Genomic DNA, 25087 nt, shown 5'->3' with positions numbered 1-25087 from the left:
GACCCCCTGCCACCCACCGCCCGCACGCTCGCGGCGGGACCCTGCAGGGAGCCTGACCAGCGACTTTGTCCACTTCTGTGCATCAACACGTGGAGATCTGAACCGTGACGGAGACCCCCTTCCGCGACCGCATCGAGCCGGTCGACCTCCAGCAGGAGATGCAGCGCAGCTACATCGACTACGCGATGTCGGTCATCGTCGGCCGCGCGCTGCCGGAGGTCCGCGACGGCCTGAAGCCGGTGCACCGCCGGGTGCTGTTCGCGATGTACGACCAGGGCTTCCGCCCCGACCGCGGCTACGTCAAGTGCGCCCGCGTCGTCGGTGAGGTCATGGGTAACTACCACCCGCACGGCGACTCGGCGATCTACGACGCCCTCGTGCGGCTGGCCCAGCCGTGGTCGATGCGCTACCCGCTGATCGACGGCCAGGGCAACTTCGGCTCCCCGGGCAACGACCCGGCCGCGGCCATGCGCTACACCGAGGCCCGGCTGACCCCGCTGGCCATGGAGATGATGGCCGGGATCGACGAGGAGACCGTCGACTTCCAGCCGAACTACGACGGCAAGAACCAGGAGCCCCTGGTCCTGCCGGCGCGCATCCCGAACCTGCTGATCAACGGCTCGGCCGGCATCGCCGTCGGCATGGCCACCAACATGCCGCCGCACAACCTCCGCGAGGTCGCCGAGGCCGTGTACTGGATGCTCGACCACCCGACGGCCGAGCACGAAGAGGCCCTGACCGCCTGCATGGAGCGGATCAAGGGCCCCGACTTCCCGACCCACGGCCTGATCGTCGGCCGCGAGGGCATCGAGGACGCCTACCGGACCGGCCGCGGCTCGGTCCGCATGCGCGCCGTCGTCACCGTCGAGGAGGACGCCCGCGGCCGGGTCCAGCTCGTCGTCACCGAGCTGCCCTACCAGGTCAACCCGGACAACCTGGCCGAGGCGATCGCCGACGCCGTCCGCGACGGCCGGCTGCAGGGCATCAGCGAGATCGCCGACGAGTCCAGCGACCGCGTCGGCCGCCGGCTGGTCATCACCCTGCGCCGCGACGCCGTGGCCAAGGTCGTGCTGAACAACCTGTACAAGCACACCCAGCTGCAGACGACCTTCGGCTGCAACATGCTCTCGATCGTCGACGGCGTCCCGCGGACGCTGCGGCTCGACGAGCTGGTCCGCAACTGGGTCCTCCACCAGATCGAGGTCATCCAGCGGCGGACGCGCTACCGGCTGCGCAAGGCCGAGGAGCGCGCGCACATCCTGCGCGGTCTGGCCAAGGCCCTCGACATGCTCGACGAGGTCATCGCCCTCATCCGGCGCAGCGAGTCGGCCGAGGCCTCGCGGGCCGGCCTGATGGAGCTGCTCGAGATCGACGAGATCCAGGCGACCGCGATCCTGGACATGCAGCTGCGCCGCCTCGCCGCCCTCGAGCGGCAGCGGATCTTCGACGAGCTGGCCGAGCTCGAGGCCCGGATCGCCGACCTGCAGGCGATCCTCGACTCCCCTGAGCGGCAGCGGCAGATCGTCCGCGACGAGCTCAAGGAGATCGTCGACAAGTACGGCGACGAGCGCCGCACCAAGTTCGTCGCGCACGAGGGCGACGTGTCCATGGAGGACCTCATCGCGGAGGAGGAGGTCGTCGTCACCATCACCCGCACCGGATACGCCAAGCGGACCAAGAGCGACCTCTACCGGTCGCAGCGCCGCGGCGGCAAGGGCGTGATGGGGGCCCAGCTCAAGCAGGACGACATCGTCGACCACTTCTTCGTGGGCTCCACCCACGACTGGATCCTGTTCTTCACGAACAAGGGCCGGGTCTACCGCGCCAAGGCCTACGAGCTGCCCGAGGCCAACCGCACCGCCCGCGGCGCGCACGTGGCCAACATCCTGGCGTTCCAGCCGGACGAGCGGATCGCCCAGGTCATGCAGATCAAGGACTACACGGTCGCGCCGTACCTGGTCCTGGCCACCGCCAACGGCCAGGTGAAGAAGACCCGGCTCACCGACTTCGACTCCCCGCGCAGCGGCGGCGTCATCGCGATCAACCTGCGCGAGGGCGACGAGCTGGTCGGGGCGGCGCTGATCGACCCGGACCAGGACCTGCTGCTGGTCACCAGGAACGCGATGTCGATCCGGTTCAAGGCCGACGACGCCACGCTGCGCCCGATGGGCCGCGCCACCGAGGGCGTCCGCGGCATCTCGCTCGGGCCGGACGACCAGCTGCTGTCGATGATCGTCGTCGAGGAGGGCGTCGACGTCCTCGTGGCGACCGAGCGCGGCTTCGCGAAGCGGACCGGGATCGAGAACTACCCGGCCCAGGGCCGCGGCGGCAAGGGCGTGCTCACCGCCGACCCGAAGGCCCGCAAGGGCAACCTGGTCGGCGCGCTGGCGGTGACTCTCGGCGACGAGCTGTACGCGATCACCTCGGGCGGCGGTGTCATCCGCACCCCGGTCAACGGCGTCCGGCACAACAAGGACCGCGCGACGATGGGCGTCAAGCTCATGAACTTGCCGGAGGACGTGAGCATCGTGGCCATCGCGCGGACGACCGACAATGACGAGCCTGCAGCCTAGGGTGACCGTCAGGACAGGCGGAGGTTCGGGCGTGCGTCGTAACCTGCCACGTACGAACCGCGTCCTGTCGAGTCACGGATCTGACCGGTCCCCGGGTGCTGCGCCGCACTCCCCGGGTATCCCGGTCGCGAGCGTGCGGCGCGAGCCGCCGGGGAACGGGAGACTGGCATGAGCGACCGGCAGGGCTCGGTGCGCACGCAGGACGCCGGCGACCCGGCGCCGGCGTCGGTCTCGACGACGCAGGCCATCCCGACCACCGGCGCACAGCGGGCCCAGAGCGGTGCCGCGCCGGCCGGCGATGCACCGGCGACCGGCAGCTCGCCCGCGGCACCCGCCACCGGCGCGGCGCCTGCGACCGGTGCCACGCCTGCGACCGGTGCCACGGCCGCGGTGCCGGCCAAGAAGGCGCAGGGGCGGGCCACCCGGCCCGCGAAGAAGGCCGCCGGTCGCGGTCCGCGGCGGGCCCGGCTGCAGCTGCGGCACATCGACATCTGGTCGGCGTTCAAGATCTCGCTGGTGCTGTCGATCGCGCTGTTCTTCATCTGGATGGTCGCGGTCGGGATCCTCTACGGCGTCCTCTCCGGCCTGGGCGTCTTCGACACCCTCAACGACCTGTTCGGGCAGCTGGGCAGCGCGTCCGGGTCGGAGGGCGGCAGCGAGGTCATCACGCCGGGCATCGTCTTCGGCGGTGCCGCGGTGATCGGCGCGATCAACGTCATCCTGATGACCGCGCTGTGCACCGTCGGCACGTTCATCTACAACCTCTGCTCGGACCTGGTGGGCGGCCTCGAGCTGACCCTCTCCGAGCGGGACTAGGCAAGGGCTGGTCCGGCGCCGGGTGATCACCCCGGCGCCGGACCGCCGTTCGCGGCAAGGTACGCTTGCCGAGGTTCACGGGCCTGTAGCTCAGGCGGTTAGAGCGCATCCCTGATAAGGATGAGGCCGGAGGTTCAAGTCCTCCCAGGCCCACCCGTGTGCCGGTGCCGCCGGTGCCGTGACGCACGCAGGACCCGCGTCGCGGGCACCGCGTGCCCGAGGAGGTACTCCGCGTGCTGAAGAAGCTGGCGTTCGCGGCGGTGGTCGCCGGCGCGATCACCGCGATCCGCAAGCGCTCCGCAGGCAGGACCGAGGCGGACCTGTGGCACGAGGCCACCAGCGGTCCCGACGCGGTCAGCACTCCCACCACCCGCTGACCGGGCCGCCACCCCCGGGGACGTAGCTCAATTGGCAGAGCACCGCCTTTGCAAGGCGGGGGTTAGGGGTTCGATTCCCCTCGTCTCCACTCCCTCGACAGGCCGCTTGGCCTGCGATTTCGGCCTGACGCAGATCTGCGGCGCGGCGCTCGCGGCGCGCGGTGCCCTCGGTCCGATCGGAGCACTGCGGTTGCCTGGTACCCCGAGCTGGGTAACTCTGAGGGCACGGCTGTCGTCACCGCAGGTGCCGACGGCCCAGGTCCGGTGGTCAAAGCGCGGCCGCCGGACCGCCTGTTCGTCGAGCGCCGCCGCGCTCAGGCGGAGCCGGCGCCGGGCGGCCCCGAATCGGCCGGAGGAGCTGTCGGCCGGTCGTCGAGGAGATCGTTGATGAGTCGGTTGAGCCGCTCGTCGCCGGCGTGGTCGGACGGGGGCGTGGACAGCGGGATGCGGTAGGCGCGGTAGCTGTCCTCGAGCGCCTCGTTGAGGGCTTGGGCGAGGACGTCTTGCTGGAGGGTTTCCAGCGGCACCAGGCCCTGCAGATAGCCGTCGAGGTCGAAGGCGTCGCCGGTGCCACCGAGGGACACGTAACGCAGCCACAGGTCCTGCACGGTCAGCTCCGCGCGGGCCCGGGCGGCGTTCATGCGCCGGTGGCGCTCGTCGCTGGTCATGGTCGCCGATCGGTCAGGCGCTGACACGACGGCTGTTGCGGGCGGTCACGGCCGCGACCAGGGCGCGGGCCACGTCCTGCACGGGGCGGTCGGCCTGACGGGCAGCGGCGGCCAGGGTGGCGAACGCCTCCTGTTCCCCGGTGGCGCCCTGGGCGAGCAGCACGCCGCTGGCGCGGGCAATCGAGTCGCGGCTGGCCAGTGCCTCGGTCAGCTGCCGGCTGAGCCGGCGGGCCTCCTGCATGCTCTGGGTGTTGGCCAGCAGGATCGCCGCCTGCCTGGCGAGCAGGCGCATGACGTGCTCGTCGTGCGGGCCGTAGTTCATCGGGCGCTCGCAGTAGACCTTCATCGCGCCGATCGACTCCTCGCCGACCAGCAGCGGCGCGCTGACCACCGAGCGGACGCCCAGCGGGCTGACCGCCTCGTTCCACCGCGGCCAGCGCCCGTCGGTGGTGGTGTCGTCGATCCGCACCAGCTCCCGGGTCTGCCAGGCGGTCAGGCAGGGTCCTTCGTCGAGATCGTACTGCAGGGCGTCGGCCTGCTCGACGGCGGCGTTGGATGCGGCGCGGGAGCGCTTGCCGTGCTCGTCGACGACGGTGACCGCGGCGCCCAGCGTGCCCGCGGTGGTGGTCGCTGCCAGCGTGGTGACCAGCTCGAGGGCGGTGTCGACGGTCTCTCGGGAGAGAACCAGCCCGGCCATCTGGTTGAGTGCCGTGCCCAGATCCACGGCCGGGCTCAGGCCCAGGGGGTCGGTCCCGCCCGGCGTCGGGTTCTCGGTGGCGGGGTCGGTCATCCGTGGTCACCTCCAGCGGGGTTCCGCTCAGCTGCGGCGGTCGGCGGTGGCCCGGCCGGTCGGGGGTGCAAGGGTCAGCTCGCCGCTGAGCACCAGGTGCTCGGCGACGTCGCGCAGCTTGCGGTTGGTGTGCATCGAGGACTCGGCCAGCAGCCGGAAGGCTTGCTCGGCGGTCAGCCTGTGCCGCTCGATCAGGACGCCTTTGGCCTGCTCGATGACCGCGCGGAACTCCATCGCCTTCTGCAGGTTCTCCGCGAGGTCTCGCGCGTCCTGCAGGGCGTCCATGTTGGTCAGTGCAGCACCGGCGTAGGCGGCGAACGACGTCACGGCCGACCGGTCCTCGTCGCTGAAGGCCCGTGCTGTGCGCGCGTAGACGTTCAGCCCCGCGCTCAGGTGCGCCGCGGGCACCGGCGCGGCGAGCGAGCTCAACGCACCGCGCGCAAGACAGGTCGGCACGTACTCCGGCCACCGGTCCTCGGTGCGGGCGTCGACGATCTCGGTGTACTGGCCGCCGACCGCGGCCTCCAGGCAGGGGCCGTAGCCCCGCTCGTACTGCGTCTCGTCGAGGTCGTCGGCCAACTGTCCGGTGAAGGCCGCGGTGGTCGGGTTGTCGCCACGCACCAGCGTGATCGACGCCTCTGCACCCGCCGGCATCGCCTGGGCCACCAGGTCGACGATCCGCTGCAGCATCGATGACGTGGTGTGCTCGGTCAGCAGCAGCCGGCCGAGCTCATCCAACGCCGCGCGCGTGCGCGGCGGGCTCGAGGGGTCCGCGGGACCGGTCACGTGCCTGGTCCTCTCGCTCGTCCCGGCCGCCCAGGAACCGCAGGGCCGGGAATCGGCGGAGAAGGCACCCGCTGCGGGAGTGTCACGCCGCCGACGTGCCGCCGGCCGGTCCGCTTGCGCACACGCCCGGTCGGCGATGTGTACGGTACTCGACATTGGCAGGAGCGGGGGGTCTCCCCTGGCGACCGGTGCCCGGCTACGCCACGATGGCCATGGCCCTGCCGCTCTGGGGGCAGCCTCCGCCCGAGCACGTCGACCGCGGACGAGGGATCACCATCCCACCGACTGGTCATCCCGCACCGCTCGAACGGCACCGGAGGACTTCATCGTGGCCCCCGATCCCGACCTGGCACGCTGCAACACAGTCTTGGGCGGTCTGGACGAGGGCCCCCTAGCCACCTTGCTGCCCGACCTGACGGAGACGCCGCTGCCCGCCGGGCAGATGCTGCACGAGCCGGCGCGCGAGATCAGCGACGTGTACTTCCCGGTGGTCGGCGTGGTCTCCGTCCTCGTCGACGTCGGCGATGCCCAGGAGGTGGAGACCGCCACCATCGGTCGGGAGGGCATGGTCGGCATCTCCGTCTACCTCGGCGCCGGCGTCCCGACCGAACGCTCCCTGGTGCAGGTGCCCGGCCGGGCGCTGACCATGAGCGCCGAGGACCTGCGCGAGCACATCGCCGACGTCGACGGCCCGCTCACCGCCATGTTGCGCCGCTCGGCGCAGGCGCTGTTCACCCAAGTCTCGCGCAACGCCGCCTGCAACCGCGTCCACACCGTCCGCCAACGCGCCGCCCGCTGGCTGCTCACGACCGCCGACCGGATGGACAGCCCCAGCTTCGAGCTCACCCAGCACTTCCTCGCCCAGATGCTCGCCGTACGCCGCACCTCGGTCAGCGAGGTCGCCCAGTCCCTGGCCGAGGACGGCTGCCTCACCTACACCCGCGGCCGCATCACCATCACCGACCGGCCGCGCCTGCAGTCCCACGCCTGCAGCTGCTACGAGGCGGTCCGCCGGGCCACCGACGCCGCGCTGGCGGCGCGGTAGCACCACCGCAGGGCTGTACTGGGCCCGCGTTCCCCGGGCGCTTGTTGATGCTGAGCGGTGGTGCGGCTGGCTGCTGGTCCATGGCGTACACGCACCACCGGGTCATCCCAGCCGATCCGAGGGTGTACGACATGGAGCGAGGACGGTGGCGGTCACCACGTCCGACGCCGCCGGGCTGCCGGCGCATCTCCGGTTCCTCCGGTCTGGCGATCGAGCCTCGCTCAACAGCGGCTTACCGGCCGGAGCCGCCGCGCTCCTGCAGTCCTTCTGGGGTTGCCTGACGGCAACCGCCCGGCCAGGTGTCCGCACATGACGGGAGGACTACTGCCGTCTGCCAGGTGACGCCGCGCCGGAATCCGCATGTCGTCCTGGAGCCGGTCGCCTATCGCCAACCGGTCCTGTACGAACGTGGGACGGCGCGCGTGCCGCGGACTGTCCGGAGGTTCCGTCGACTGCCCCCTGTCGGGCCGGCGGTGAGTATGCGATCGGTTGACTGGACCCACTCCGCCTTCCCGATGACCCGCACATCTCCGGCTGCGCCGTGCCGGGGGAAGGGTGGGCCGCAGGCCCATCCCGGAGGGACGCGGAGTGCCCTTCCCGCGGCCGGCACAGGCGGACAAGATCCAGCAGGGGCTCGGGGGGCGGTCAGCCTGCACGTGGTACCGCCCGCTTTGCCTGCCGGGCACCCAGGTGCAGGTCCGGCTCGCCATCTCGCCGTGAAGCCAGTCTGCACTCAGTCAGCAGATGGTCCGCACTACGCCCGAGAACAGCCCACACCGCTCGGCACCGATCAAGCCGCTTCTGGGGGAGACGGGACGCAGTCTTCGTGGTCGCCTGCCCGCTGACCGTCGAGTCCGGCCACCGCAGCACGTCACCGCATCACGCGGCGAGGAACCACATCGACCGAAAGGGCCGATCGACAGGAGGCGAGGCTAGCTCGGCTTCTCGCCCAGCATGACGAAGCGCGTCGGCGCGGACTGCTGGGCCACCCGCACACCGGCAAACTGAGCGCCCTTCAACAAGTTGGCCAGTTCACCCTGCGTGATCATGCCGCAGCCGACGAGAGCCTCGTGCAACTGGACTCCGGCCAACATCTTGTAGACCGGATGTTCGCGATACTCCTGCGGCGAGTCCGGGTAGGGCAGTTCCGAGACGACGACGGTGCCACTCGGCTTCAGCGCGCGTCGCACCCGGTCGAGCACATTCACGTAGTGAGCGTGGTCACCGGTTTCGTGCAGCGTGATGTTCAGCGTCACCAGATCGAAGACGTCTTCGTCCTCGAGATCGTTCGCATCGCCCGCGCGGATCTGCACCCGATCGGCGATGCCCGCCTCGTCAAGGGCTCGCCGTGCCAGCTCGATGCTGGGAAGGTCGCTCTCGAGGCCGACGACTCGAGCGTGCGGGAATCGGCGCGCGTAGTGGATCACGTGATGTCCTCCGCCGGCGCCGATATCGAGGATCTGAGCACCCACTTCGAGTCGCGCGAGCGTGGTGGGCGCCTGCGGCAACACCTGCTCAGTGATCATGACGCAGTCGGGCTTCGTCGTGTTCGCCAGCGCCTCGAGCAAGAACGCATCGTGCGCGCTGCGCGGCCAGATGCCGCCCGTCCGGAGGTACTCGGGAAAGGCTCGATAATCCTCGTACAGCGCGGTGTAGAACTGGAAGCGCCCGCCCATGAACCGCGGGTCCGACCCGTCCAGCACCAGGGACTCCATGTGGGGTGCGAGCCGGTAGCCCGAGGATTCATCCCAGTCGAGGAGTTCGAAGGCGTAGGCGCCGCGACACCACACCTGCACGTAACGCAGCGTGTAGCCCAACTGCTCGGACAAGGCGTTCTCGCGGATGCCTGACTCCCCCGCGTCAGCGACGGCACGGAACAACCTCGTCTTCAGCCCGATATCGATGAACCAGGCCGCCTGGTTGCCCACCACGTAGCCCACGAGCTTCTGAAACTGAGCGTCTTTCGACACCTGGTCAGCTGACACGAGCCTCGCCTTCTTTCACATCGGTCCACCCGATCCGCGAGGACATGCTCCGCGAACAGGTCGGGGACGGCCTGATGCGCGGTGTACTGCTTCCCCCGAGGACGTCGATGAGCACGACAGGCAGCGCGCCGCCGCCCGCTCATCCCGGTGCAGCCGCCCCTCACCCTCCCCGTCTCCGGGTTGAGGACGGCATCAGGTCGTTGCACCGTGCGCAGCCGCCGCGAGCAGGGGCGCCGACGTCAAGCAGTGGCTGCAGCCCCGTCGGCTGCCAGGTGCGCCGACCCCGCCGCCACGGTCACGGGTCACCTCCCTCCACCCGCTTGGGCGACAGCGTGCCGTCGCGAGGGGCCTGGCACCACCTCCCGGCGCACCGGCGACCTCGTCCGCCAGGGGGAGAAGTTCATCGCCCTGGGGGCTGATGAGAATGGCACCCTGCCGCTGCACCCAGGTCCGCGAGGACTGGGCCGAGCCCGTCGCCGGCCCGGGGCAGGTGCTGCTCGAGGTGGCCGCCGCCTCGCTGTGCGGCACCGACCGGGAGCTCTACGAGTGGACGCCCTCGGCGCAGCGTTCAACCTCACCCCGCCGGTGGTCCTCGGCCACGAGGGCTCCGGGACGGTGCTCGCCGTGGGCGCGGGCGTCGACCACGTCACCCCCGGCGACCGGGTCGCGCTGGAGAGCCACCCCATCTGTGGCCGGTGCTACCCGTGCCGGACCGGCAACGCGCACACCTGCGAGCGGACCGGCATCCTCGGCATGCACATCGACGGCGTCTTCGCCGAGCGCGTCGCCGTCCCCGCGGGTATCTGCGTGCCGCTGCCCGAGTCGGTGTCGCTCGAGACGGGCGCCCTGCTGGAGTCGGCCGGAGTGGCCATGCACGCCGTCCAGCGGTCCGGATACGCCGTGGCCGGGCAGTACGTGTCAACGGCTGCGGGCCCGTGGGTCTGGTCATCGCACAGATCGCCCTCGCCCTGGGAGCCGCGGCCGTCGTCGCGGTGGAACCCAATCCGTTCCGCCGGAAGCAGGCCGAGTCGATCGGCGCTCAGGTGCTCGACCCGTCGGACGACGTCGTCGGCGTGTGCCGCGACCTGGCCGGCCGGCGCGGCGGCTTCGACGTCGCGTTCGAGGTCTCCGGCGTGCGCGGGGCGCTGCCGCCGCTCCTGGAGGCGCTGCGGCGCGAGGCCACGCTCGTGACGGTCGGACACCCCAGCGAGCCTGCCGCGATCGACATCGCGGCGTACGTGAACAAGAAGGGCATCACCCTTCGCGGCATCTTCGGCCGCCGGCTCTGGGACACCTGGGAGCAGTTGCTTCTCCTGCTGCAGTCGGGTCGCATCGGCCTCGACTTGCTGATCACCCACCGCCTGCCCCTCGACGAGGCAGAGGCCGCGGTCGAACTGCTCACCGGCGATGCGGGGAAGGTGCTGCTCCCGGGCGCGAACCGACGGTGATCCAGCGGGGTCGGGCCGGCACGCCGGCCCGACCCCGTTCACCCCACTTCCGGCGGACGGGTTCTCAGCAACAGCCGGTCGATTCCCCTCGTCTCCACCGACTGACCGAGCGGGTCGGCCCCCGACCGGACGACGTCGCCGTTCCACGTGGAACGGTCCCACCGGCTCTCCGTCGTCCGGTACCGCCCGGTCCGAGCGGCGCGACCGCCCTCCCAGCGGGACCCTTCGGGCATGACCGCTCGCAGCTCTGCACCCAGCAGGCAGTCCGCGGCGCCGCCGGTCCAGGCGGGGCCGGTCGCGGTCCGCCTCGGCATCACGCTCGTCGTCCTGTTCGGCCTCACCCTCGGCATCGGCTGGCTGCTCACCCGCGCCAAGGAGGGCGACGCGTTCGAGCAGCGGGACGGCGCCCTGGTGCAGTGGTTCGCCGCGCACCGCACCGGCTTCCTCGACGCCGCCTCCGGCCCCGCCGCCGAGCTCGGCAACACCTGGGTGGTCGTCGGCGTCGGCGTGGTCGCGGCGATCGCCGCCTGGTTCGCCTTCCGCTCCTGGCGGCCGGTCGTCGTCCTGGCCGTCGCCCTCTGCGGGGAGCTGGCCATCTTCCTGACGACGGTGTCGCTGATCGACCGGCCGCGGCCCCCCGTGCCGCACCTGGACGCGCAGCTGCCGCCCACGTCCAGCTTCCCGTCGGGGCACACCGCGGCGGCGATCTGCCTGTACGGCGCCGTCGCCGCCCTGGTCGTGGCCGCGGCGCGCGGAGGGTGGCGGCGCTGGGTCCCGGTCCTGGCCGTGCTCGTGGTTCTCGTGGTGGCCGCCGCCCGGCTCTACCGCGGCGCGCACTACCCGACCGACGTCCTCGCCAGCGCGCTCTTCGCCGTCCCGTGGCTGTTCATGGTGCTGCGGGCCCTTCCCCTCCCGCCCCGGCGCGGTGCCGGGGTGGAAGAGTGGAGGACGTGACCGAATCGACTGCTCCGGCGCGCAGCGCCGTCCTGCACACGAACCACGGCGACATCCGCGTGAACCTGTTCCCCGATCACGCGCCCAAGACGGTGGCCAACTTCGCCGACCTGGCGGAGGGGCGCCGCGAGTGGACGCACCCGGAGACGCGGCAGAAGACCACCGACCGGCTCTACGACGGCACGGTCTTCCACCGGATCATCGACGGCTTCATGATCCAGGGCGGTGACCCGCTGGGGCAGGGCTACGGCGGCCCCGGCTACCAGTTCGGCGACGAGTTCCACCCCGAGCTGCACTTCGACCGGCCGTACCTGCTGGCCATGGCGAACGCCGGCCCCGGCACCAACGGCTCGCAGTTCTTCATCACCGTGGCCCAGACGCCGCACCTCAACCGCCGGCACACCATCTTCGGCGAGGTCGCGGACCAGGCCAGCCGGGACGTCGTCGACCGCATCGCCAAGGTGAGCACCGGCCGCAACGACCGTCCGGTCGAGGACGTCGTGCTCCAGTCCGTCGAGGTGGAGCGCAGCTGACCGAGCCCCAGCCGGCCCCGCCGACCACCACCTGCTACCGGCACCCGGACCGGCCCACCGGCATCTCCTGCACGCGCTGCGGGCGGCCGATCTGCCCTGAGTGCATGATCCCGGCCTCGGTCGGGTTCCAGTGCCCGGAGTGCGTCCGCGCCGGTCAGGCCGGCGCACGGGCACCGAAGCGCGGTGGTCTGCGGTCGGCGGGGCGGCGGTGGGGGCCGGTGACCCTCACGCTCATCGCGGTCAACGTCGCGATGTTCGTCCTCACCGCGATCTCCGCCGGGCTCGGGGGTCAGAACCCCCTCGACAACTACAACTCGCGGATCTTCGCCGAGCTGGCGCAGGTGCCTGCGCTCGTCGACGCGGGGCAGTGGTGGCGGCTGGTCACGGCCGCGTTCCTGCACTTCGGCCTGGTCCACCTGGCGCTCAACATGCTCGCGCTGCTGGTCTTCGGCAGCCAGCTGGAGTTCCAGCTCGGCCGGCTGCGCTTCGGCGCCGTGTACCTGCTGTCGGTGCTCGGCGGTGCGGCGGCGATCCAGCTCTTCGCGTCGCCCGGGATCTTCGCGGCAGGGGCGTCCACCGGTATCTGGGGGCTCATGGGCGCGTTCGGCGTCCTGGCCGTCGCCCGGCGGGAGGACCTGCGGGGCATCGCGACGCTGGTCGCGCTCAACGTGGTCATCAGCGTGGTCGTCCCGGGCATCTCCCTGCTCGGGCACATCGGCGGGCTGGTCGCCGGGGCTCTCGCCACGGCGGTGCTCGTGCTGGGTCGCCGGAGTCTCGCCGTCCAGATCGCCGCGACGGCGGGGCTCGGCGTCGTCCTGCTCGTCCTCGCCCTGGCGGTGCCGGCCTTCGGCTTCTAGGGCGCCAGCCCGTGCAGGGCGCGGGCGACCTCCTCGGGATCGGCGCCGAGGTCGCGGCGGCCGAGCAGCAGCAGGACGCCCTCGTCGTCCGGCCCGGCCGCGGTGTCGAGCTCGAGCGTCCGGCTGCGCAGCCCCCAGCGCTGCGTGGCCCGCACCCGCACCCGCAGCGCCGGCCAGGGCAGGTGCCGACGGCCGGTCAGCGTCCGCACGTCGACGCCGTCCGGGCCGGTCGACAGCCGCGGGCGCAGCAGCGCGTCGCGCGCCGCCAGCGCCAGCACCAGCAGCGCCGCGGCGCCGACGAGGACCCGGCCCAGCGGGTCGACCAGCGGGACGGCGAGGGCCAGGCCGAGCCCGATGGCGGTGAGGGCCGCGGTCTCGGCCGGCCGGGGTGACCACTGCACGGACCCAGGCTGCCAGGGGACCGGCCGCCGACCATCGCCGGGCGGGTGTGGACGGGGGCGGCGGGGAGCCGAAACGCGCAGGTCACCGCCATCTTCAGGAGTACATATCGACTTCTCCACAGCTGTGTGCACAGCTGGGGAAAGACTCACACCGGTGTAGTTACGACCGCGGCGGACTCGTCACACATGTCTCAGCCGGTGCGTTTGCGCAGGTCAACTGTGTGACGGCCGGTTCCCTCTCTCCACACTCGGTGGACAACCCTGGGGGTGGAGCGCCATGTCGACCTGTGGACGAAGCGCCGGTCTGTGCACAGCATCCCCAGGCCGGGTACGACGAAGGCCCCCGTCCCCAGGAGGGACGAGGGCCTTCGTGCCGTGCGGGGTGCGCTCAGCGCCAGCGCATCGACATGACCAGACCGGCCACCATGGCGCCGAAGCCGATTGCGAAGTTCCACGCGCCGAGGGACACCATCAGCGGGATCTGGTCGCCGGCGACGTAGTACACGACGATCCACACCAGGCCCAGCAGCATGAGGCCCACCATGAGGGCGGCGTACCAGCGGGGGCTGGGCTGCACGGCCCGCGCACGCGACCCGCGGGATTGCAGCGCGCCCTCCGGCGGCGTGTAGACCGACTTCTTGCGCACCTTGGACTTGGGCACCGTGCGAACTCCCTCCGCGGGCGCCGGTCCGTCGTCCCCGGCCGCCACTGCCTCCCAGCCTAAGCTGCCAGGGGGCGACCGTCGCGTTCCGCCATGTCGTCGCCGCCGATCGTGCCCCCCGGGGCCGCTGGAGGAGGTGCCGTGGCCCGCTCCGGCTCCCTCCTGCCCGTCCGCCTGCCGCGGTTCTCGCGGCCCTCGGCGTGGACGGCGCTGGTGCCGGTCGTCGCGCTCGCCGCCGGGCTGCTGTTCGCCACCTCGGGGCGCACCGCCCAGGGCACCGATCTGCGGGCCGGCGACGTCACCGAGCTCTCCAGCCTGATCGCCCAGCGCAGTCGCGCCAACGACCGCCAGCAGGAGGTCCTCGAGGACCTTCAGGAGCAGGTGCAGCGGCTCACCGACCAGGCGGCCTCGCGCGACGGGGACGTCGCCGCGGCCCGCGACACGGCCGACGCGGGGGCGCTGTCGGCGGGCCTGGTGCCGCTGTCCGGCCCGGGTGTGGAGATCACCCTGGACGACGCGCCGCCCCGCGCCGACGGCACGCTGCCGACCAACGCCCGCCCCGACGACCTGGTCATCCACCAGTCCGACGTGCAGGCGGTCGTGAACGCGTTGTGGGCGGCGGGGGCCGACGGCGTCGCCATCATGGACCTGCGGCTGATCGCGACCAGCGCCGTCCGCTGCGTGGGCAACGTGCTCCTGCTGCAGGGGCGCACCTACTCCCCGCCGTTCGTCATCACCGCGATCGGCGACACGGACGCCGTCCGGGCGCAGCTGGCCGCCTCGCCGCAGGTGGCGGTGCTGCAGCAGGCCGTGCAGGCGTTCGGGCTCAGCTTCACCGTGCGCGAGCGGGCGCAGGTCGTGCTCCCGGAGTACACCGGTTCGCTGGACCTCCAGTACGCCTCCGCGCGCTGAGCGTGTACACCTGGGGGGTGCCCGAGAACCGGCCCGTCCTCGTCGTCGACAACTTCGACAGCTTCGTCTACAACCTCGTCCAGTACCTGGGCCAGCTCGGCGTGCGCTGCATCGTCCGCCGCAACGACGCCGTCACCGTCGACGAGCTGCCCGACCTCGACGTGGCCGGGGTCCTGCTCTCCCCCGGGCCCGGCACACCGGCCGACGCGGGCGTGACCGTGCCGATGGTCCGGGCGGCCGCCGAGGCCGGCACGCCGGTGTTCGGCGTGTGCCTGGGCCACCAGGGCATCGCCGAGGCGTTCGGCGCGGAGGTCGTGCGGGCGCCGGAGCTGCTGCACGGCAAGACCAGCCAGGTGCTGCACACCGGTGCCGGTGTCCTCGCCGGGCTGCCGTCGCCGTTCACCGCGACGCGGTACCACTCCCTGGCCGTCGACCCCGCGACCGTGCCCGCCGAGCTGGAGGTCACGGGGTCCACGCCGTCGGGCGTCGTCATGGCGCTGCGCCACCGCGAGCTGCCGATCGAGGGCGTGCAGTTCCACCCCGAGTCGGTGCTCACCGAGGGCGGCCACCGGATGCTCGCCAACTGGCTGGCCGCCTGCGGCTTGGCGCCGGACGAGGCCACGGTGGAGGCCGCCTCCGCGAGCGCCCGCCGGCTGGTCGGCACGCCCGCCTGAGCCCTGGAACGCACGAGGGCCCCCTCCCGGATCGGGAGGGGGCCCTCGTGCGTGCTGGCGGCAGGTGTCAGTTGTCGCCGCCGTCGGTGGCCGGGCCGACGACGAGCAAGGTGATCTCCTGGTCCTTGTCGGCCTGGGAACCGGCCTGGGGATCGGTGCCGACGACGGTCCCCTCGTCCTCGTCGTTCGGGGCCTCGGTCTGCACCGTCGTGATGTTGGTGAACCCGGCCTGTTGCAGGGTCTGGCGGGCCTGAGCCTCCGACTGGCCCCGGACGTCGGGCACCGCGATCTGGGTGGGCGCCTGCGCAACGGTCAGCGTGATCGCGGTGTCGGAGCTGGCCTGCTGGCCCTGGCCCGGGCTGACGTCGACGACGGTGCCCGCGGGCTGCGTGGCGTCCTCGGCCTGCTCCACCGTGACGTTGGTGAACCCGGCGTCGCGGAGGGCGGCCTGTGCGGCGTCCTGCTGCTGGCCGACGACCGTCGGGATGGCCGCGTCGCCGTCGGACACCGACAGGGTGATCTCGGCGTCGAGGGCGGCCTGCGAGCCCTGCGCCGGGTCGACGTCGACCACGGTGCCCTCGGGCTCGAGGCTGTCCACCTGGTCGGTGTTGATGTTTCCCGTGAATCCGGCGGCCCGGAGGTTGTCCCGAGCCTCGTCGACGTCGAGGTTGATGACCGCGGGGATGGCCAGGGTGTTCGGCCCCGCGCCGACGGCCATGTCGACCTTCGCGCCCTCGTCGGCCCGGGCGCCGCCGGCCGGGTTGGTGGAGAGCACCAGGCCCTTCTGCTCCGCCGTGCTGGGCTGCGGGGTCACCGTGCCGACGGCCAGGCCGGCCGCCTCGATCTGGGAGCGGGCGTCGGCCTCGGTCGCGTTGACGACGTTCGGCACGGTCACCTGCTGCGTGGCCGGCGGGGTGTCGTCGTCCCCCCCGCCGAGCAGGACGGCCAGCGCGATCACGCCGCCCACGAGCAGCACCCCGACGACACTGACGATCGCGATGATGCGATTCCGGCGCTTGCGGCGCGCGGCCTCGTCCTGCTCGCCCCAGTCCTCGTCGTCGTGCCCGTAACCGCCGTACCCGCCCGGCGCGGCGGCCAGGATCGTGGTCTTCTCGGCGTCGTTCATGACCGGCGTGGCCTCGACCCGCTGTCCGGCCAGGGCCCGCAGCAGGTCGTTGCGCATCTCCGCGGCCGACTGGTAGCGGTTGGCCGGGTTCTTGCTCATCGCCTTGAGCAGGATCGCGTCCAGCTCCGGCGGCACGTCCGGATTGATGGACGACGGCAGCCGCGGGTCCTCGCGCACGTGCTGGTAGGCCACGGCGACGGGGGAGTCGCCGGTGAACGGCGGTGCCCCGGTGACGAGCTCGTAGAGCAGGCAGCCGACGGAGTAGACGTCGGAGCGGGCGTCGACGCCCTCGCCGCGCGCCTGCTCCGGCGAGAGGTACTGCGCGGTGCCGATCACCGCGGCGGTCGAGGTCATCGTGGCCGCGGAGTCCGAGACCGCCCGCGCGATGCCGAAGTCCATCACCTTGACCGATCCCGAGGGCGTGATCATCACGTTCCCGGGCTTCACGTCGCGGTGCACGATGCCGTTGCGGTGGCTGAAGTCGAGGGCGCCGCAGATGTCGGCGGCGAACTTCATGGCCTGCTCGGGGGTGAGCACGCCCTCGCGGCGGAGGACGTCGCGCAGCGTCTCGCCCTCGACGTACTCCATGACGATGTACGGGGTGGCGCCGCTGGCGGTGCGGTCCTCGCCGGTGTCGTAGACGGCGACGATCGCGGGGTGGTTCAGCGACGCGGCGGCCTGCGCCTCGCGGCGGAAGCGGACCTGGAAGGAGGGGTCGCGGGCGAGGTCCTGGCGCAGGACCTTGACGGCGACCTCGCGGCCGAGCCGCAGGTCGCGGCCCCGGTGGACCTCGGCCATGCCGCCGCGGCCGAGGACCCCGCCGATCTCGTAGCGCTCACCGAGCACTTGCGGGGTGGTCATCGGAGGTCCTCTCGGGTGGTGCCGTGCGCGCCCCGGGGGACGCCCCGGCAGAGCCGGAGGGGGCCGTCGGGCAGCCTAACCGCAGCGGATGCCGGAACCCGGGATGCGCAGGGAAAGGCGATCACGCCGCCCCATCCTCCACAACCGCCGCACCCGCCTGCGGCGTCGTCGGCTCCTCGGCCGGCGGATCGCCGTCCGCAGGCGTGTCACCGTCACCGTCACCGGGGTCCGCGGGCTCGGCCGGCAACTGATCCGTCGGCTGCTCCGTCGTCGGCTCGTCGGTCGTCGGCTGTTCCGTCGTGGGCTCATCCGTCGTCGGCTGCGCCGTCGTCGGCGCCGCGGACGTCGTCGTCTGCTGCGGCTGCTGGGTGGTGTCGCCGTCCTCGCCGGTGTCGGGGGTGAAGCCGTCGGAGGTGACGAAGAGGGTGACGCCGGAGCCCACCGGCACGGTCGTGTTCGCGGGGTCGGAGCCGGCGACCGCGTCCGCGTCGAGCTCCCGGCCGAGGTCGGCCAGCAGCGCGCCGGAGGCCTCGGCGCGGGTGACGGTCAGCCCCTGCCCCTCCAGCTGCGCCCGGACGTCGTCGAAGTCGCGGCCGATGAAGCTGTCCGTGTCGATGGCGACCGTCCCCGCCGAGGTGGGGGCGCTGCTGGTCGTGGACGCGGAGGCCTGGCTGCCGTTGCCGGGGTCGTCGCCGCCGCTGCCGAGCAGCAGCCAGCCGCCGATCCCGAGTGCGAGCAGCACGAGCGCGACCGCGGCGATCCACGCCCAGCGGCGGCCGCGGCGCCGCGGCTCCTCGTCCCAGGGCTCCCCGACCGCGCCGTCCTCGTCGGCCGGCGGTCCCTGCAGCGGCGGCATCGGCCGCGGCGACGTCGTCGGCGCACCGGCGGCCGCGGCGACGGCGGCGCTGGTGGCGGCGCCGAAGACCTGGGTGGCCCCCTCCGGGACGGCGAGGACGTCGGTCGCCGCCCCCGTCGCGGGCGCCGAGCCGCCGGCCGCGACCTCGCGGATCGCCTCGGCGAAGGCCCCGCCGTCCGGGAACCGCTGCGCCGCGTCCTTGGTCAGCGCCCGCTCGACCAGCGCCCGGACCGGCGGCGGGATGTCCTCGGGCAGCGGCGGCGGGGGCCGGTTGATGTGCGCCAGGGCGATGGCGACCTGCGAGGCGCCGTCGAACGGGCGCACGCCGGTGAGGCACTCATAGGCCACCACGCCGAGCGAGTAGACGTCCGAGGCGGCGGTGACCTCGAACCCCTGCGCCTGCTCGGGGGAGAGGTACTGGGCGGTGCCGACCACCATGCCGGTGCGGGTCAGCGGCGCCGCGTCGCGGGCCTGGGCGATGCCGAAGTCGGTCAGCTTGACCACGCCGTCCGGCCGGACCATCAGGTTGCCCGGCTTGATGTCGCGGTGCACGACCCCGGCGCGGTGCGCCGCCGAGAGGCCCTCGGCGGCCTGGCCCAGCACGTGCAGCGTCCAGTCGACGGGGAGCCGGCCCTCGTCGTGCAGGATCGACACGAGCGGCTGCCCCTCGACGAACTCCATGACGAGAAAGGCGAGGTTCTGGCCGGTGCGGTCGTCGACGGTCTCGCCGTAGTCGTAGACCGAGGCGATGTTCGGGTGCGAGAGCGCCGCGGTGTGGCGGGCCTCGTTCCGGAACCGGGCGAGGAAGTTCGGGTCGCCGGTGAACTCGCTGCGCAGCACCTTCGCCGCGACCGTGCGGTCGAGGACCCGGTCGCGGGCGCGCCACACCTCGCCCATGCCGCCCACGGCGACAGGGGCGGTGATCTCGTACCGCCCGGCGAGCAGGGTGCCCAGGGAGAGTGCCATCAGCCCCCCTGTTCCCCGAGATAGGCCTCCATCACCTGACGGGCGATCGGCGCGGAGATGTCGCCGCCGGTTCCCTCCGTGCCGCTCTGGCCGCCGTTGCGGACGAACACCGCCAGCGCGATCTGCCGGTCACCCTGGCCGGCGAAGCCGATGAACCAGGTGTGCGGGTTGACGCCGTCGCCGACCTCGGCGGTCCCGGTCTTGCCGCCCACGGTGACGCCCTCGATCTGCGCCCGCCGGCCGGTCCCGTTCTCGACGACGCTCACCATCATGTCGCGCAGCTGGCCGGCGACCTCCTCGGAGATCGGCTGGCTGAGTTCCTCGGCGTCGGTCTGGTCGATGACGGTGAGATCGGGCGCGCGCACCTGGTCGACCAGGAAGGGCCGCATGAGGGAGCCGCCGTTGGCCACCGCGGCGGCGACCATCGCGGCCTGCATGGGGGTCATCTGCACGTCCTGCTGGCCGATCGAGCTGATTCCGAGCTGCGCGTCGTTCTCGATCTCGCCGATGGTGCTGCCCACGACGGGCAGCGGCATCTCGAAGCCCTCGCCGTCCAGGCCGAACGCCTCCGCCATCGACCGGACCTTGTCCTCGCCGAGGTCGATGCCGAGCTGCGCGAAGGCGGTGTTGCAGGAGATGGTGAGCGCGTCGATCAGGGACTGGTCGGCCCCGCCGTTGCAGCTCTCGCCGTTGAAGTTCTCCAGCGTCGTGTTGGTGCCGGGCAGGGTCAGCAGGTCCGGCGCGGGGATGGTCGTCTCCGTCGTGTAGCCGTCCTCGAGGGCCGCCGCCGACACGATCACCTTGAACACCGAGCCGGGGGAGTAGCGCTCGCGGGTGGCCTGATTGATCCTCGGGTCCGGGCTGGCCCCGTCGAGCTGTGCGGCGTAGTCGCGGATCCCGGCCGGGTCATGGCTGGAGAGCAGGTTCGGGTCGTAGGTCGGCGTGCTGGCCAGCCCGAGGATGGCGCCGGTCTGCGGGTTCAGCGCCACGACCGCCCCGGTGACCCCGTCGAGCGCCTCCATGGCGGTCTGCTGCACGGTGGGGTCCAGGGTGAGGACGACGTCGCCGCCGGAGGGGTCGCGGCCGGTGAACAGGTCGGCCAGCCGCCGGGCGAACAGCCGCGGGTCGTTGCCGGCCAGGACGTCGTTCTCGGCGCGCTCGAGCCCGGCGGTGTTGTAGATGAGCGAGTAGTAGCCGGTCACCGGCGCGTACAGCGGGCCCTGGGGGTACTGGCGCAGGTAGGTCAGCCGGTCGTCGGTCCGGGTGGACAGCGCGATCTCGGTGCCCTCGACGACGATCGAGCCGCGCTCGCGCTCGTACTCCTCGGCCAGCACGCGGGTGTTGGCGGGGTCCTCGCGCAGCTTGTCGGCGCGGACCACCTGGATGTAGTTGACGTTGATGATGAGCAGCGTGAACAGCACCAGCACGCTGATCGCCACCCGGCGCAGGGGCGCGTTCACGACTGCACCACCTCGGTCGGCGCATCGCCCAGCCGCGGCGGCTGCGGGGCCGGCGGGGTGGCCGGGCGGCGCGCGGCGTCGCTGATGCGGACCAGCAGGGCGACCAGGCCGAAGTTGGCCACCAGCGACGACCCGCCGTAGGCCAGGAACGGCGTGGTCAGGCCGGTCAGCGGCAGCAGCCCGGTGACGCCGCCGAGGACGACGAACACCTGCCAGGCGATGGCGAAGGCCAGGCCGGCGGCGAGCAGCTTGCCGAAGGCGTCGCGGACGATCAGCGACGTGCGCAGGCCGCGCTCGACCAGGATCAGGTAGACGATGATCACCGCGACCAGGCCGAACAGGCCCAGCTCCTCGCCGATCGCGGCGGCGATGAAGTCGCTCTTGGCCACCGGCACCTGGTCCGGCCGCCCGCCGCCGAGGCCGGCGCCGAAGAGCCCGCCCGTGCCCAGGCCGAACAGCGACTGGACCAGCTGGTAGCCGGCGTCGTCCCGGTAGGCGAACGGGTCCAGCCAGACGTCCACGCGGGCCTGGACGTGGCCGAAGATCTGGTAGGCGAGGAACGCGCCGCCGGCGAACAGGGACAGGCCGATGAGCAGCCAGCTCGCCCGCTCCGTGGCGACGTAGAGCATCACCACGAAGATGCCGAACAGCAGCAGCGAGCTGCCGAGGTCGCGCTCGAAGACCAGCACGAGGATCGAGAGCAGCCAGGCGACGAGCACCGGGCCGAGGTCGCGGCCGCGCGGCAGCTCCAGGCCCATGACCTTGCGGCTGGCCAGCGCGAGGACGTCGCGCTTGTCGACCAGGTAGGCGGCGAAGAACACGACCAGGCAGATCTTGGCGAACTCGCCGGGCTGGATGGAGAAGCCGGCGACGCGGATCCAGATCTTGGCGCCGTTCACCTCGGAGATCGCCGACGGCAGCAGCGCCGGGAGCGCGAGCAGGACCAGCCCGACCAGCATGAGCGTGTAGGCGTACCGGGAGAGCACCCGGTGGTCGCGGATCACCACGAGGACGGCGACGAACAGCGCGACGCCGATGGTCGCCCACAGCAGCTGCGTCGGGGCGCTCTCGCTGCCGCCGCCGTCCTGGGCGTCGGCGAGGTCGAGCCGGTGGATGACCGACAGGCCGAGCCCGACCAGCAGGGCGACCGCGGGAAGCAGCAGCGGGTCGGCGTAGGGCGCCCACTTGCGGACCACCAGGTGGGCCACGACCCACAGCGCGGTGATCCACGCGCCGAACGTGGCGAGCTCCGGCCGCAGCGACCCGGTCATGGTGAGGTCGACGATGCACTGCGCCGCGAGGGTGAGGAGGAGTGCGAAGCCCAGCAGCGCCAGCTCGGTGCCGCGCCGCTTGGGCGCGTTGGCGGCGACGGCGCGCGGGTCGGTGGACGGGCCGGACATCACTTCTCCTCCCGGCAGTCCACTCCCGGCTCGGCGGACGACGTCGTCCGGGTCGCTGTCGGGGAGGTGGCGGGCCGGGACGGGGTGGGCGTGCTGCTCTTGCCGGTGCTCGTGCGGCAGACCGGCAGCCGCTGCTCGCGCAGCGCGGAGAGGATGCGGTCGGCGTCGCTGGCGTCGTCGGCCTCGATGCCGTCGCGCACCCGGCTGCGCGCGGCGGGGGTCAGGTCGGTGACCAGGAGCTCGGTGGCCTCGTCGAGGCGGTAGAGGTCCACGCCGAACGGCGAGGTGTGCAGCCCGCGGAAGACGGCGACGTGGGCGTCGTCCCCGGTGCCGTCGACGCCGACGAACCAGTGCTGCAGCGCCCACGCGTACGTGCCGATCCCGGCCGCCACGAGGACGACGACGAGGCCGACGGCGAGCAGGGCCAGCCGCAGCGGCCGCCGGCGGGGCGGCGGGGAGGCGCTGGCCTGGACGCTGGGCGGCGGAGCGGGCGGGGTGGGATCGGCGAGCGCGGCCCGGCCGGCGGCCGAGCGGGGGTCGACCTGGCGCTGGCCGATGTTGTCGCCGGCGGCGCCGTCGACGACGGGGTCGATGAGCGCGGGCTGGCCGCTGTCCTCGACGACGTCGGCGACGATCACGGTGATGTTGTCGGGGCCTCCGCTGCGCAGCGCGAGCTCGATCAGCCGGTCGGCGGTCGACTGCGGGTCGGGGTCCTTGAGCGCCTCGGCGAGGGTCTCCTCGCTGACCACGCCGGAGAGGCCGTCGGAGCAGAGCAGGTAGCGGTCACCGGCGCGGGCCTCGCGCATGGAGAGGTCGGGCTCGACCTCCTGCCCGTTGAGCGCACGCAGCAGCAGCGAGCGCTGCGGGTGGTGGTTGGCCTCCTCGGGCGTGATCCGGCCGTCGTCGATCAGCGTCTGGACGAACGTGTCGTCGTGCGTGATCTGCGACAGGACGCCGTCGCGCAGCAGGTAGGCCCGGGAGTCGCCGACGTGGCAGAGCGCCAGCCGGCCGCCGGCGAACAGGACGGCGGTCAGCGTCGTCCCCATGCCCTCGAGCTGCGGCGCCTCGCGGATCACCTCGCGCAGGTGCTCGCTGCCCTCGAAGACCGCCGCGCGCAGCGACTGCAGCATGTCGCCGGAGGGGGTGTCGTCGTCGAGGTGCTCCAGCGCGGCGATGACCACCTTGCTGGCGACGTCGCCGGCGGCGTGCCCGCCCATGCCGTCGGCGACGGCGAGCAGGCGGGGGCCGGCGTAGACGGAGTCCTGGTTGTTGCCGCGGATCAGGCCGCGGTCGGAGCGGGCGGCGTAGCGCAGCACGAGGCTCATGACCGCAGCTCCAGCGCGGTCTGGCCGATCCGGATGGGCTGGCCCGGGGCGACCAGCAGCGGACCCTGGACGCGCTGCTGGTCCAGGTAGGTGCCGTTGGTGGAGCCGAGGTCCTCGACGTACCACTGGCCGCCGCGGTTGGTCAGCCGCGCGTGCCGCGAGCTGGCGAAGTCGTCGGTGAGGACGAGGGTGGAGTCGTCGGCCCGGCCGATGAGGATCGGCTGGTCACCGAGGGTGATCTTGGTGCCGGTCAGCGGGCCGGCGGTGACCACGAGGGTGCGCGGCCCGCGCTGGCCCTTCTTCTTGTTCGCGGCCGCCCGCGGCGGCACCGAGGCCACCCGGCCGGCGCGGCCGCCGAAGAGGTCGGCCCGGACCACGCGGAACGCCGCGAAGATGAACAGCCAGAGCAGCAGCAGGAAGCCGAAGCGGAAGATCTGCAGCACGATCTCGGCGGTCATGCGACCACCCCGCCGGTGGCGACCGCATCCGAGCGCCGAACCGGCGTCACGCGCCGTCCTGCCGGTAGACCAGCACGGAGTGGCCGATGCGGATGACGTCGCCGTCCGACAGCGGCTGACGACTGATCCGGCGGCCGTTGACCAGCGTGCCGTTGGTCGACCCGAGGTCCTCGGCGACCGCGGTCCCGTTCTCGAGGACGACGTCGACGTGCTTGCGGCTCACCCCGGTGTCGGGCAGCCGGATGTCGGCCTCGGTGCCGCGGCCGATGACGTTGCGCCCGGTGGACAGCGTGTGCCGCGTCCCCGGGCCGTCGACGACGAGCACGTGCTGGATCCGCGAGCCGGCCCGGCCGACCACCGACGGCGACTGCCGGCCGGTGTCGGTCGCGACCCGGCCGCGCAGCGGCGGGAGGGGCGGCAGCGAGGGGTGCGCCGCGCTCGGGAAGCCGTTCGCAGGCGGCGGGGCGAGCGAGGACTCCTGGGACGGCGGCCGCGCCGGGTCGGCGACGTGCGAGCTGACCTCGAACACGCCGGTCGGCAGGTCGTCGTCGCGCTCGAGGGTGACCTGCACGGCCTCGAAGATCTGGTAGCCCTCGTCGTTGATGTGCTCGGTGACCATGTCGGCCAGCTCGCCGGCCAGCTGGTCGGACCACTCGGCCAGGTTGGCGTAGTCCACCTCGCCCAGCCGGACGACGTACATGTTCGGGGCCAGCACCCGGCCCTCGCCCATCACGCTGCGCTGCTCGTCGGCCTCGCGCTGCAGCGCCTTGGCGATCTCGGCGGGATGCACCTTGCCCTTGAAGATGCGGGCGAAAGCGAGACCCACCATGCCCTCGAGTCGTCGCTCGAAGCGCTGCAGCACACCCACAGTCGCTCCCTTGCGCTCGCGTCGGACGTCTGACACGTGATCGTAGCCGTGCGTACCGCGACGGACCGGCCAGCAACCCGCGACGCCCCGGAGGACGTCGTCCCGGAGTGCTCTCGACGGGTCCGTCCCGGCTGCCGCGGGCCTCCTGATACTGTTCTGCCTCGCCAGGGCAAGTGGCGGAATGGCAGACGCGCACGGTTCAGGTCCGTGTGTCCGGAAGGACGTGGGGGTTCAACTCCCCCCTTGCCCACCCGTGCGATGTCGCGGGACACCGTTCACAGGTGTCC

At 72.5% G+C, this 25087-nt stretch carries 23 protein-coding genes, 3 tRNA genes and 1 pseudogene; 14 read left to right on the top strand and 13 right to left on the bottom strand.

Going from position 1 to position 25087, the window contains the following annotated elements; genetic code table 11:
- Nucleotides 1-104: 104 nt before the first annotated feature.
- From gyrA to ACWIYF_RS00935, 5 genes are all read left to right on the top strand, one after another.
- On the top strand, nt 105-2573 hold the full coding sequence (gene gyrA, locus ACWIYF_RS00955) for a DNA gyrase subunit A (RefSeq protein WP_448626240.1): 2469 nt from the start codon (nt 105-107) through the stop codon (nt 2571-2573).
- Nucleotides 2574-2741: 168 nt separating this feature from the next.
- Nucleotides 2742-3389, top strand: a complete 648-nt coding sequence (locus ACWIYF_RS00950) for a DUF3566 domain-containing protein (protein WP_448626239.1) — start codon at nt 2742-2744, stop codon at nt 3387-3389.
- 79 nt (nt 3390-3468) lie between these two features.
- Nucleotides 3469-3542 (top strand) — tRNA-Ile (locus tag ACWIYF_RS00945).
- An 80-nt stretch (nt 3543-3622) separates the two neighbouring features.
- The gene (locus tag ACWIYF_RS00940; protein WP_448626238.1) at nt 3623-3766 is read left to right on the top strand and encodes a DLW-39 family protein; all 144 of its coding nucleotides are present in this window, start codon (nt 3623-3625) and stop codon (nt 3764-3766) included.
- A gap of 16 nt (nt 3767-3782) precedes the next feature.
- Nucleotides 3783-3855, top strand: a tRNA-Ala gene (locus tag ACWIYF_RS00935).
- 225 nt (nt 3856-4080) lie between these two features.
- Here ACWIYF_RS00935 and ACWIYF_RS00930 read toward each other — a convergent pair.
- From ACWIYF_RS00930 to ACWIYF_RS00920, 3 genes are read right to left on the bottom strand one after another with little or no spacing between them, the layout of a single operon-like run.
- On the bottom strand, nt 4081-4434 hold the full coding sequence (locus ACWIYF_RS00930) for a hypothetical protein (RefSeq protein ID WP_448626237.1): 354 nt from the start codon (nt 4432-4434) through the stop codon (nt 4081-4083).
- Nucleotides 4435-4447: 13 nt separating this feature from the next.
- Nucleotides 4448-5224: a GAF domain-containing protein gene (locus tag ACWIYF_RS00925; RefSeq protein ID WP_448626236.1), complete on the bottom strand. Its 777-nt coding sequence runs from the start codon at nt 5222-5224 to the stop codon at nt 4448-4450.
- Between the two features lie 27 nt (nt 5225-5251).
- Entirely contained in the window at nt 5252-6010 is a 759-nt protein-coding gene (locus ACWIYF_RS00920) for an ANTAR domain-containing protein (protein WP_448626235.1), read from the bottom strand.
- 400 nt (nt 6011-6410) lie between these two features.
- On the opposite strand from ACWIYF_RS00920, the gene ACWIYF_RS00915 reads away from it, so the two are divergent.
- Nucleotides 6411-7055 carry a Crp/Fnr family transcriptional regulator gene (locus ACWIYF_RS00915; RefSeq protein WP_448626234.1) on the top strand — a complete coding sequence of 215 codons (645 nt, stop codon included), beginning with the start codon at nt 6411-6413 and terminating at the stop codon, nt 7053-7055.
- Between the two features lie 932 nt (nt 7056-7987).
- On the opposite strand, the gene ACWIYF_RS00910 is transcribed toward ACWIYF_RS00915, so the two are convergent.
- Nucleotides 7988-9040 carry a class I SAM-dependent methyltransferase gene (locus tag ACWIYF_RS00910; RefSeq protein ID WP_448626233.1) on the bottom strand — a complete coding sequence of 351 codons (1053 nt, stop codon included), beginning with the start codon at nt 9038-9040 and terminating at the stop codon, nt 7988-7990.
- 147 nt (nt 9041-9187) lie between these two features.
- On the opposite strand from ACWIYF_RS00910, the pseudogene ACWIYF_RS00905 reads away from it, so the two are divergent.
- The 5 genes and pseudogenes from ACWIYF_RS00905 to ACWIYF_RS00885 form a co-directional block, all read left to right on the top strand.
- Nucleotides 9188-9802 (top strand): annotated as a pseudogene (locus tag ACWIYF_RS00905) (alcohol dehydrogenase catalytic domain-containing protein); the annotation flags it as partial.
- 173 nt (nt 9803-9975) lie between these two features.
- Nucleotides 9976-10488 (top strand): zinc-binding dehydrogenase, encoded by a 513-nt coding sequence (locus tag ACWIYF_RS00900; protein ID WP_448626232.1) that lies wholly within the window; start codon nt 9976-9978, stop codon nt 10486-10488.
- Nucleotides 10489-10719: 231 nt separating this feature from the next.
- Entirely contained in the window at nt 10720-11442 is a 723-nt protein-coding gene (locus ACWIYF_RS00895) for a phosphatase PAP2 family protein (protein ID WP_448626231.1), read from the top strand.
- A complete protein-coding gene (locus ACWIYF_RS00890; protein ID WP_448626230.1) occupies nt 11439-11975 on the top strand; it encodes a peptidylprolyl isomerase in 537 nt (178 codons plus the stop codon). Before ACWIYF_RS00895 ends, ACWIYF_RS00890 begins: the two co-directional genes overlap by 4 nt.
- Before the next feature lie 218 nt (nt 11976-12193).
- Complete coding sequence (locus tag ACWIYF_RS00885; RefSeq protein ID WP_448626229.1) at nt 12194-12832, top strand: rhomboid family intramembrane serine protease; 639 nt, start codon at nt 12194-12196, stop codon at nt 12830-12832.
- On the opposite strand, the gene ACWIYF_RS00880 is transcribed toward ACWIYF_RS00885, so the two are convergent.
- Nucleotides 12829-13233 carry a PH domain-containing protein gene (locus ACWIYF_RS00880; RefSeq protein WP_448626228.1) on the bottom strand — a complete coding sequence of 135 codons (405 nt, stop codon included), beginning with the start codon at nt 13231-13233 and terminating at the stop codon, nt 12829-12831. The two genes, ACWIYF_RS00885 and ACWIYF_RS00880, sit on opposite strands and share 4 nt — an antisense overlap.
- Nucleotides 13234-13621: 388 nt before the next feature.
- A complete protein-coding gene (gene crgA / locus ACWIYF_RS00875) occupies nt 13622-13894 on the bottom strand; it encodes a cell division protein CrgA (protein ID WP_448626227.1) in 273 nt (90 codons plus the stop codon).
- Between the two features lie 141 nt (nt 13895-14035).
- On the opposite strand from crgA, the gene ACWIYF_RS00870 reads away from it, so the two are divergent.
- Nucleotides 14036-14806 carry a DUF881 domain-containing protein gene (locus ACWIYF_RS00870; RefSeq protein ID WP_448626226.1) on the top strand — a complete coding sequence of 257 codons (771 nt, stop codon included), beginning with the start codon at nt 14036-14038 and terminating at the stop codon, nt 14804-14806.
- A gap of 17 nt (nt 14807-14823) precedes the next feature.
- On the top strand, nt 14824-15480 hold the full coding sequence (locus tag ACWIYF_RS00865) for an aminodeoxychorismate/anthranilate synthase component II (RefSeq protein ID WP_448626225.1): 657 nt from the start codon (nt 14824-14826) through the stop codon (nt 15478-15480).
- A 67-nt stretch (nt 15481-15547) separates the two neighbouring features.
- Here the strand turns inward: ACWIYF_RS00865 and pknB are convergent, their stop codons facing one another.
- From pknB to ACWIYF_RS00830, 7 genes are all read right to left on the bottom strand, one after another.
- Nucleotides 15548-17467 (bottom strand): Stk1 family PASTA domain-containing Ser/Thr kinase, encoded by a 1920-nt coding sequence (pknB, locus tag ACWIYF_RS00860; RefSeq protein WP_448626224.1) that lies wholly within the window; start codon nt 17465-17467, stop codon nt 15548-15550.
- A gap of 121 nt (nt 17468-17588) precedes the next feature.
- Nucleotides 17589-19289 (bottom strand): serine/threonine protein kinase, encoded by a 1701-nt coding sequence (locus tag ACWIYF_RS00855; protein ID WP_448626223.1) that lies wholly within the window; start codon nt 19287-19289, stop codon nt 17589-17591.
- On the bottom strand, nt 19289-20749 hold the full coding sequence (locus ACWIYF_RS00850; protein WP_448626222.1) for a peptidoglycan D,D-transpeptidase FtsI family protein: 1461 nt from the start codon (nt 20747-20749) through the stop codon (nt 19289-19291). The genes ACWIYF_RS00855 and ACWIYF_RS00850 overlap by 1 nt, the downstream gene beginning before the upstream one ends.
- Nucleotides 20746-22149, bottom strand: a complete 1404-nt coding sequence (locus ACWIYF_RS00845) for an FtsW/RodA/SpoVE family cell cycle protein (protein WP_448626221.1) — start codon at nt 22147-22149, stop codon at nt 20746-20748. Before ACWIYF_RS00845 ends, ACWIYF_RS00850 begins: the two co-directional genes overlap by 4 nt.
- Nucleotides 22149-23474 (bottom strand): PP2C family protein-serine/threonine phosphatase, encoded by a 1326-nt coding sequence (locus ACWIYF_RS00840; protein ID WP_448626220.1) that lies wholly within the window; start codon nt 23472-23474, stop codon nt 22149-22151. Before ACWIYF_RS00840 ends, ACWIYF_RS00845 begins: the two co-directional genes overlap by 1 nt.
- The gene (locus tag ACWIYF_RS00835) at nt 23471-23932 is read right to left on the bottom strand and encodes an FHA domain-containing protein FhaB/FipA (RefSeq protein ID WP_448626219.1); all 462 of its coding nucleotides are present in this window, start codon (nt 23930-23932) and stop codon (nt 23471-23473) included. Before ACWIYF_RS00835 ends, ACWIYF_RS00840 begins: the two co-directional genes overlap by 4 nt.
- Before the next feature lie 46 nt (nt 23933-23978).
- A complete protein-coding gene (locus ACWIYF_RS00830; protein WP_448626218.1) occupies nt 23979-24800 on the bottom strand; it encodes an FhaA domain-containing protein in 822 nt (273 codons plus the stop codon).
- 167 nt (nt 24801-24967) lie between these two features.
- On the opposite strand from ACWIYF_RS00830, the gene ACWIYF_RS00825 reads away from it, so the two are divergent.
- Nucleotides 24968-25050: transfer RNA gene (locus tag ACWIYF_RS00825), tRNA-Leu, on the top strand.
- Nucleotides 25051-25087 lie beyond the last annotated feature (37 nt).

Source organism: Geodermatophilus sp. URMC 64, assembly GCF_053502555.1.
This window is presented reverse-complemented; position numbering and strand designations above follow the sequence as displayed.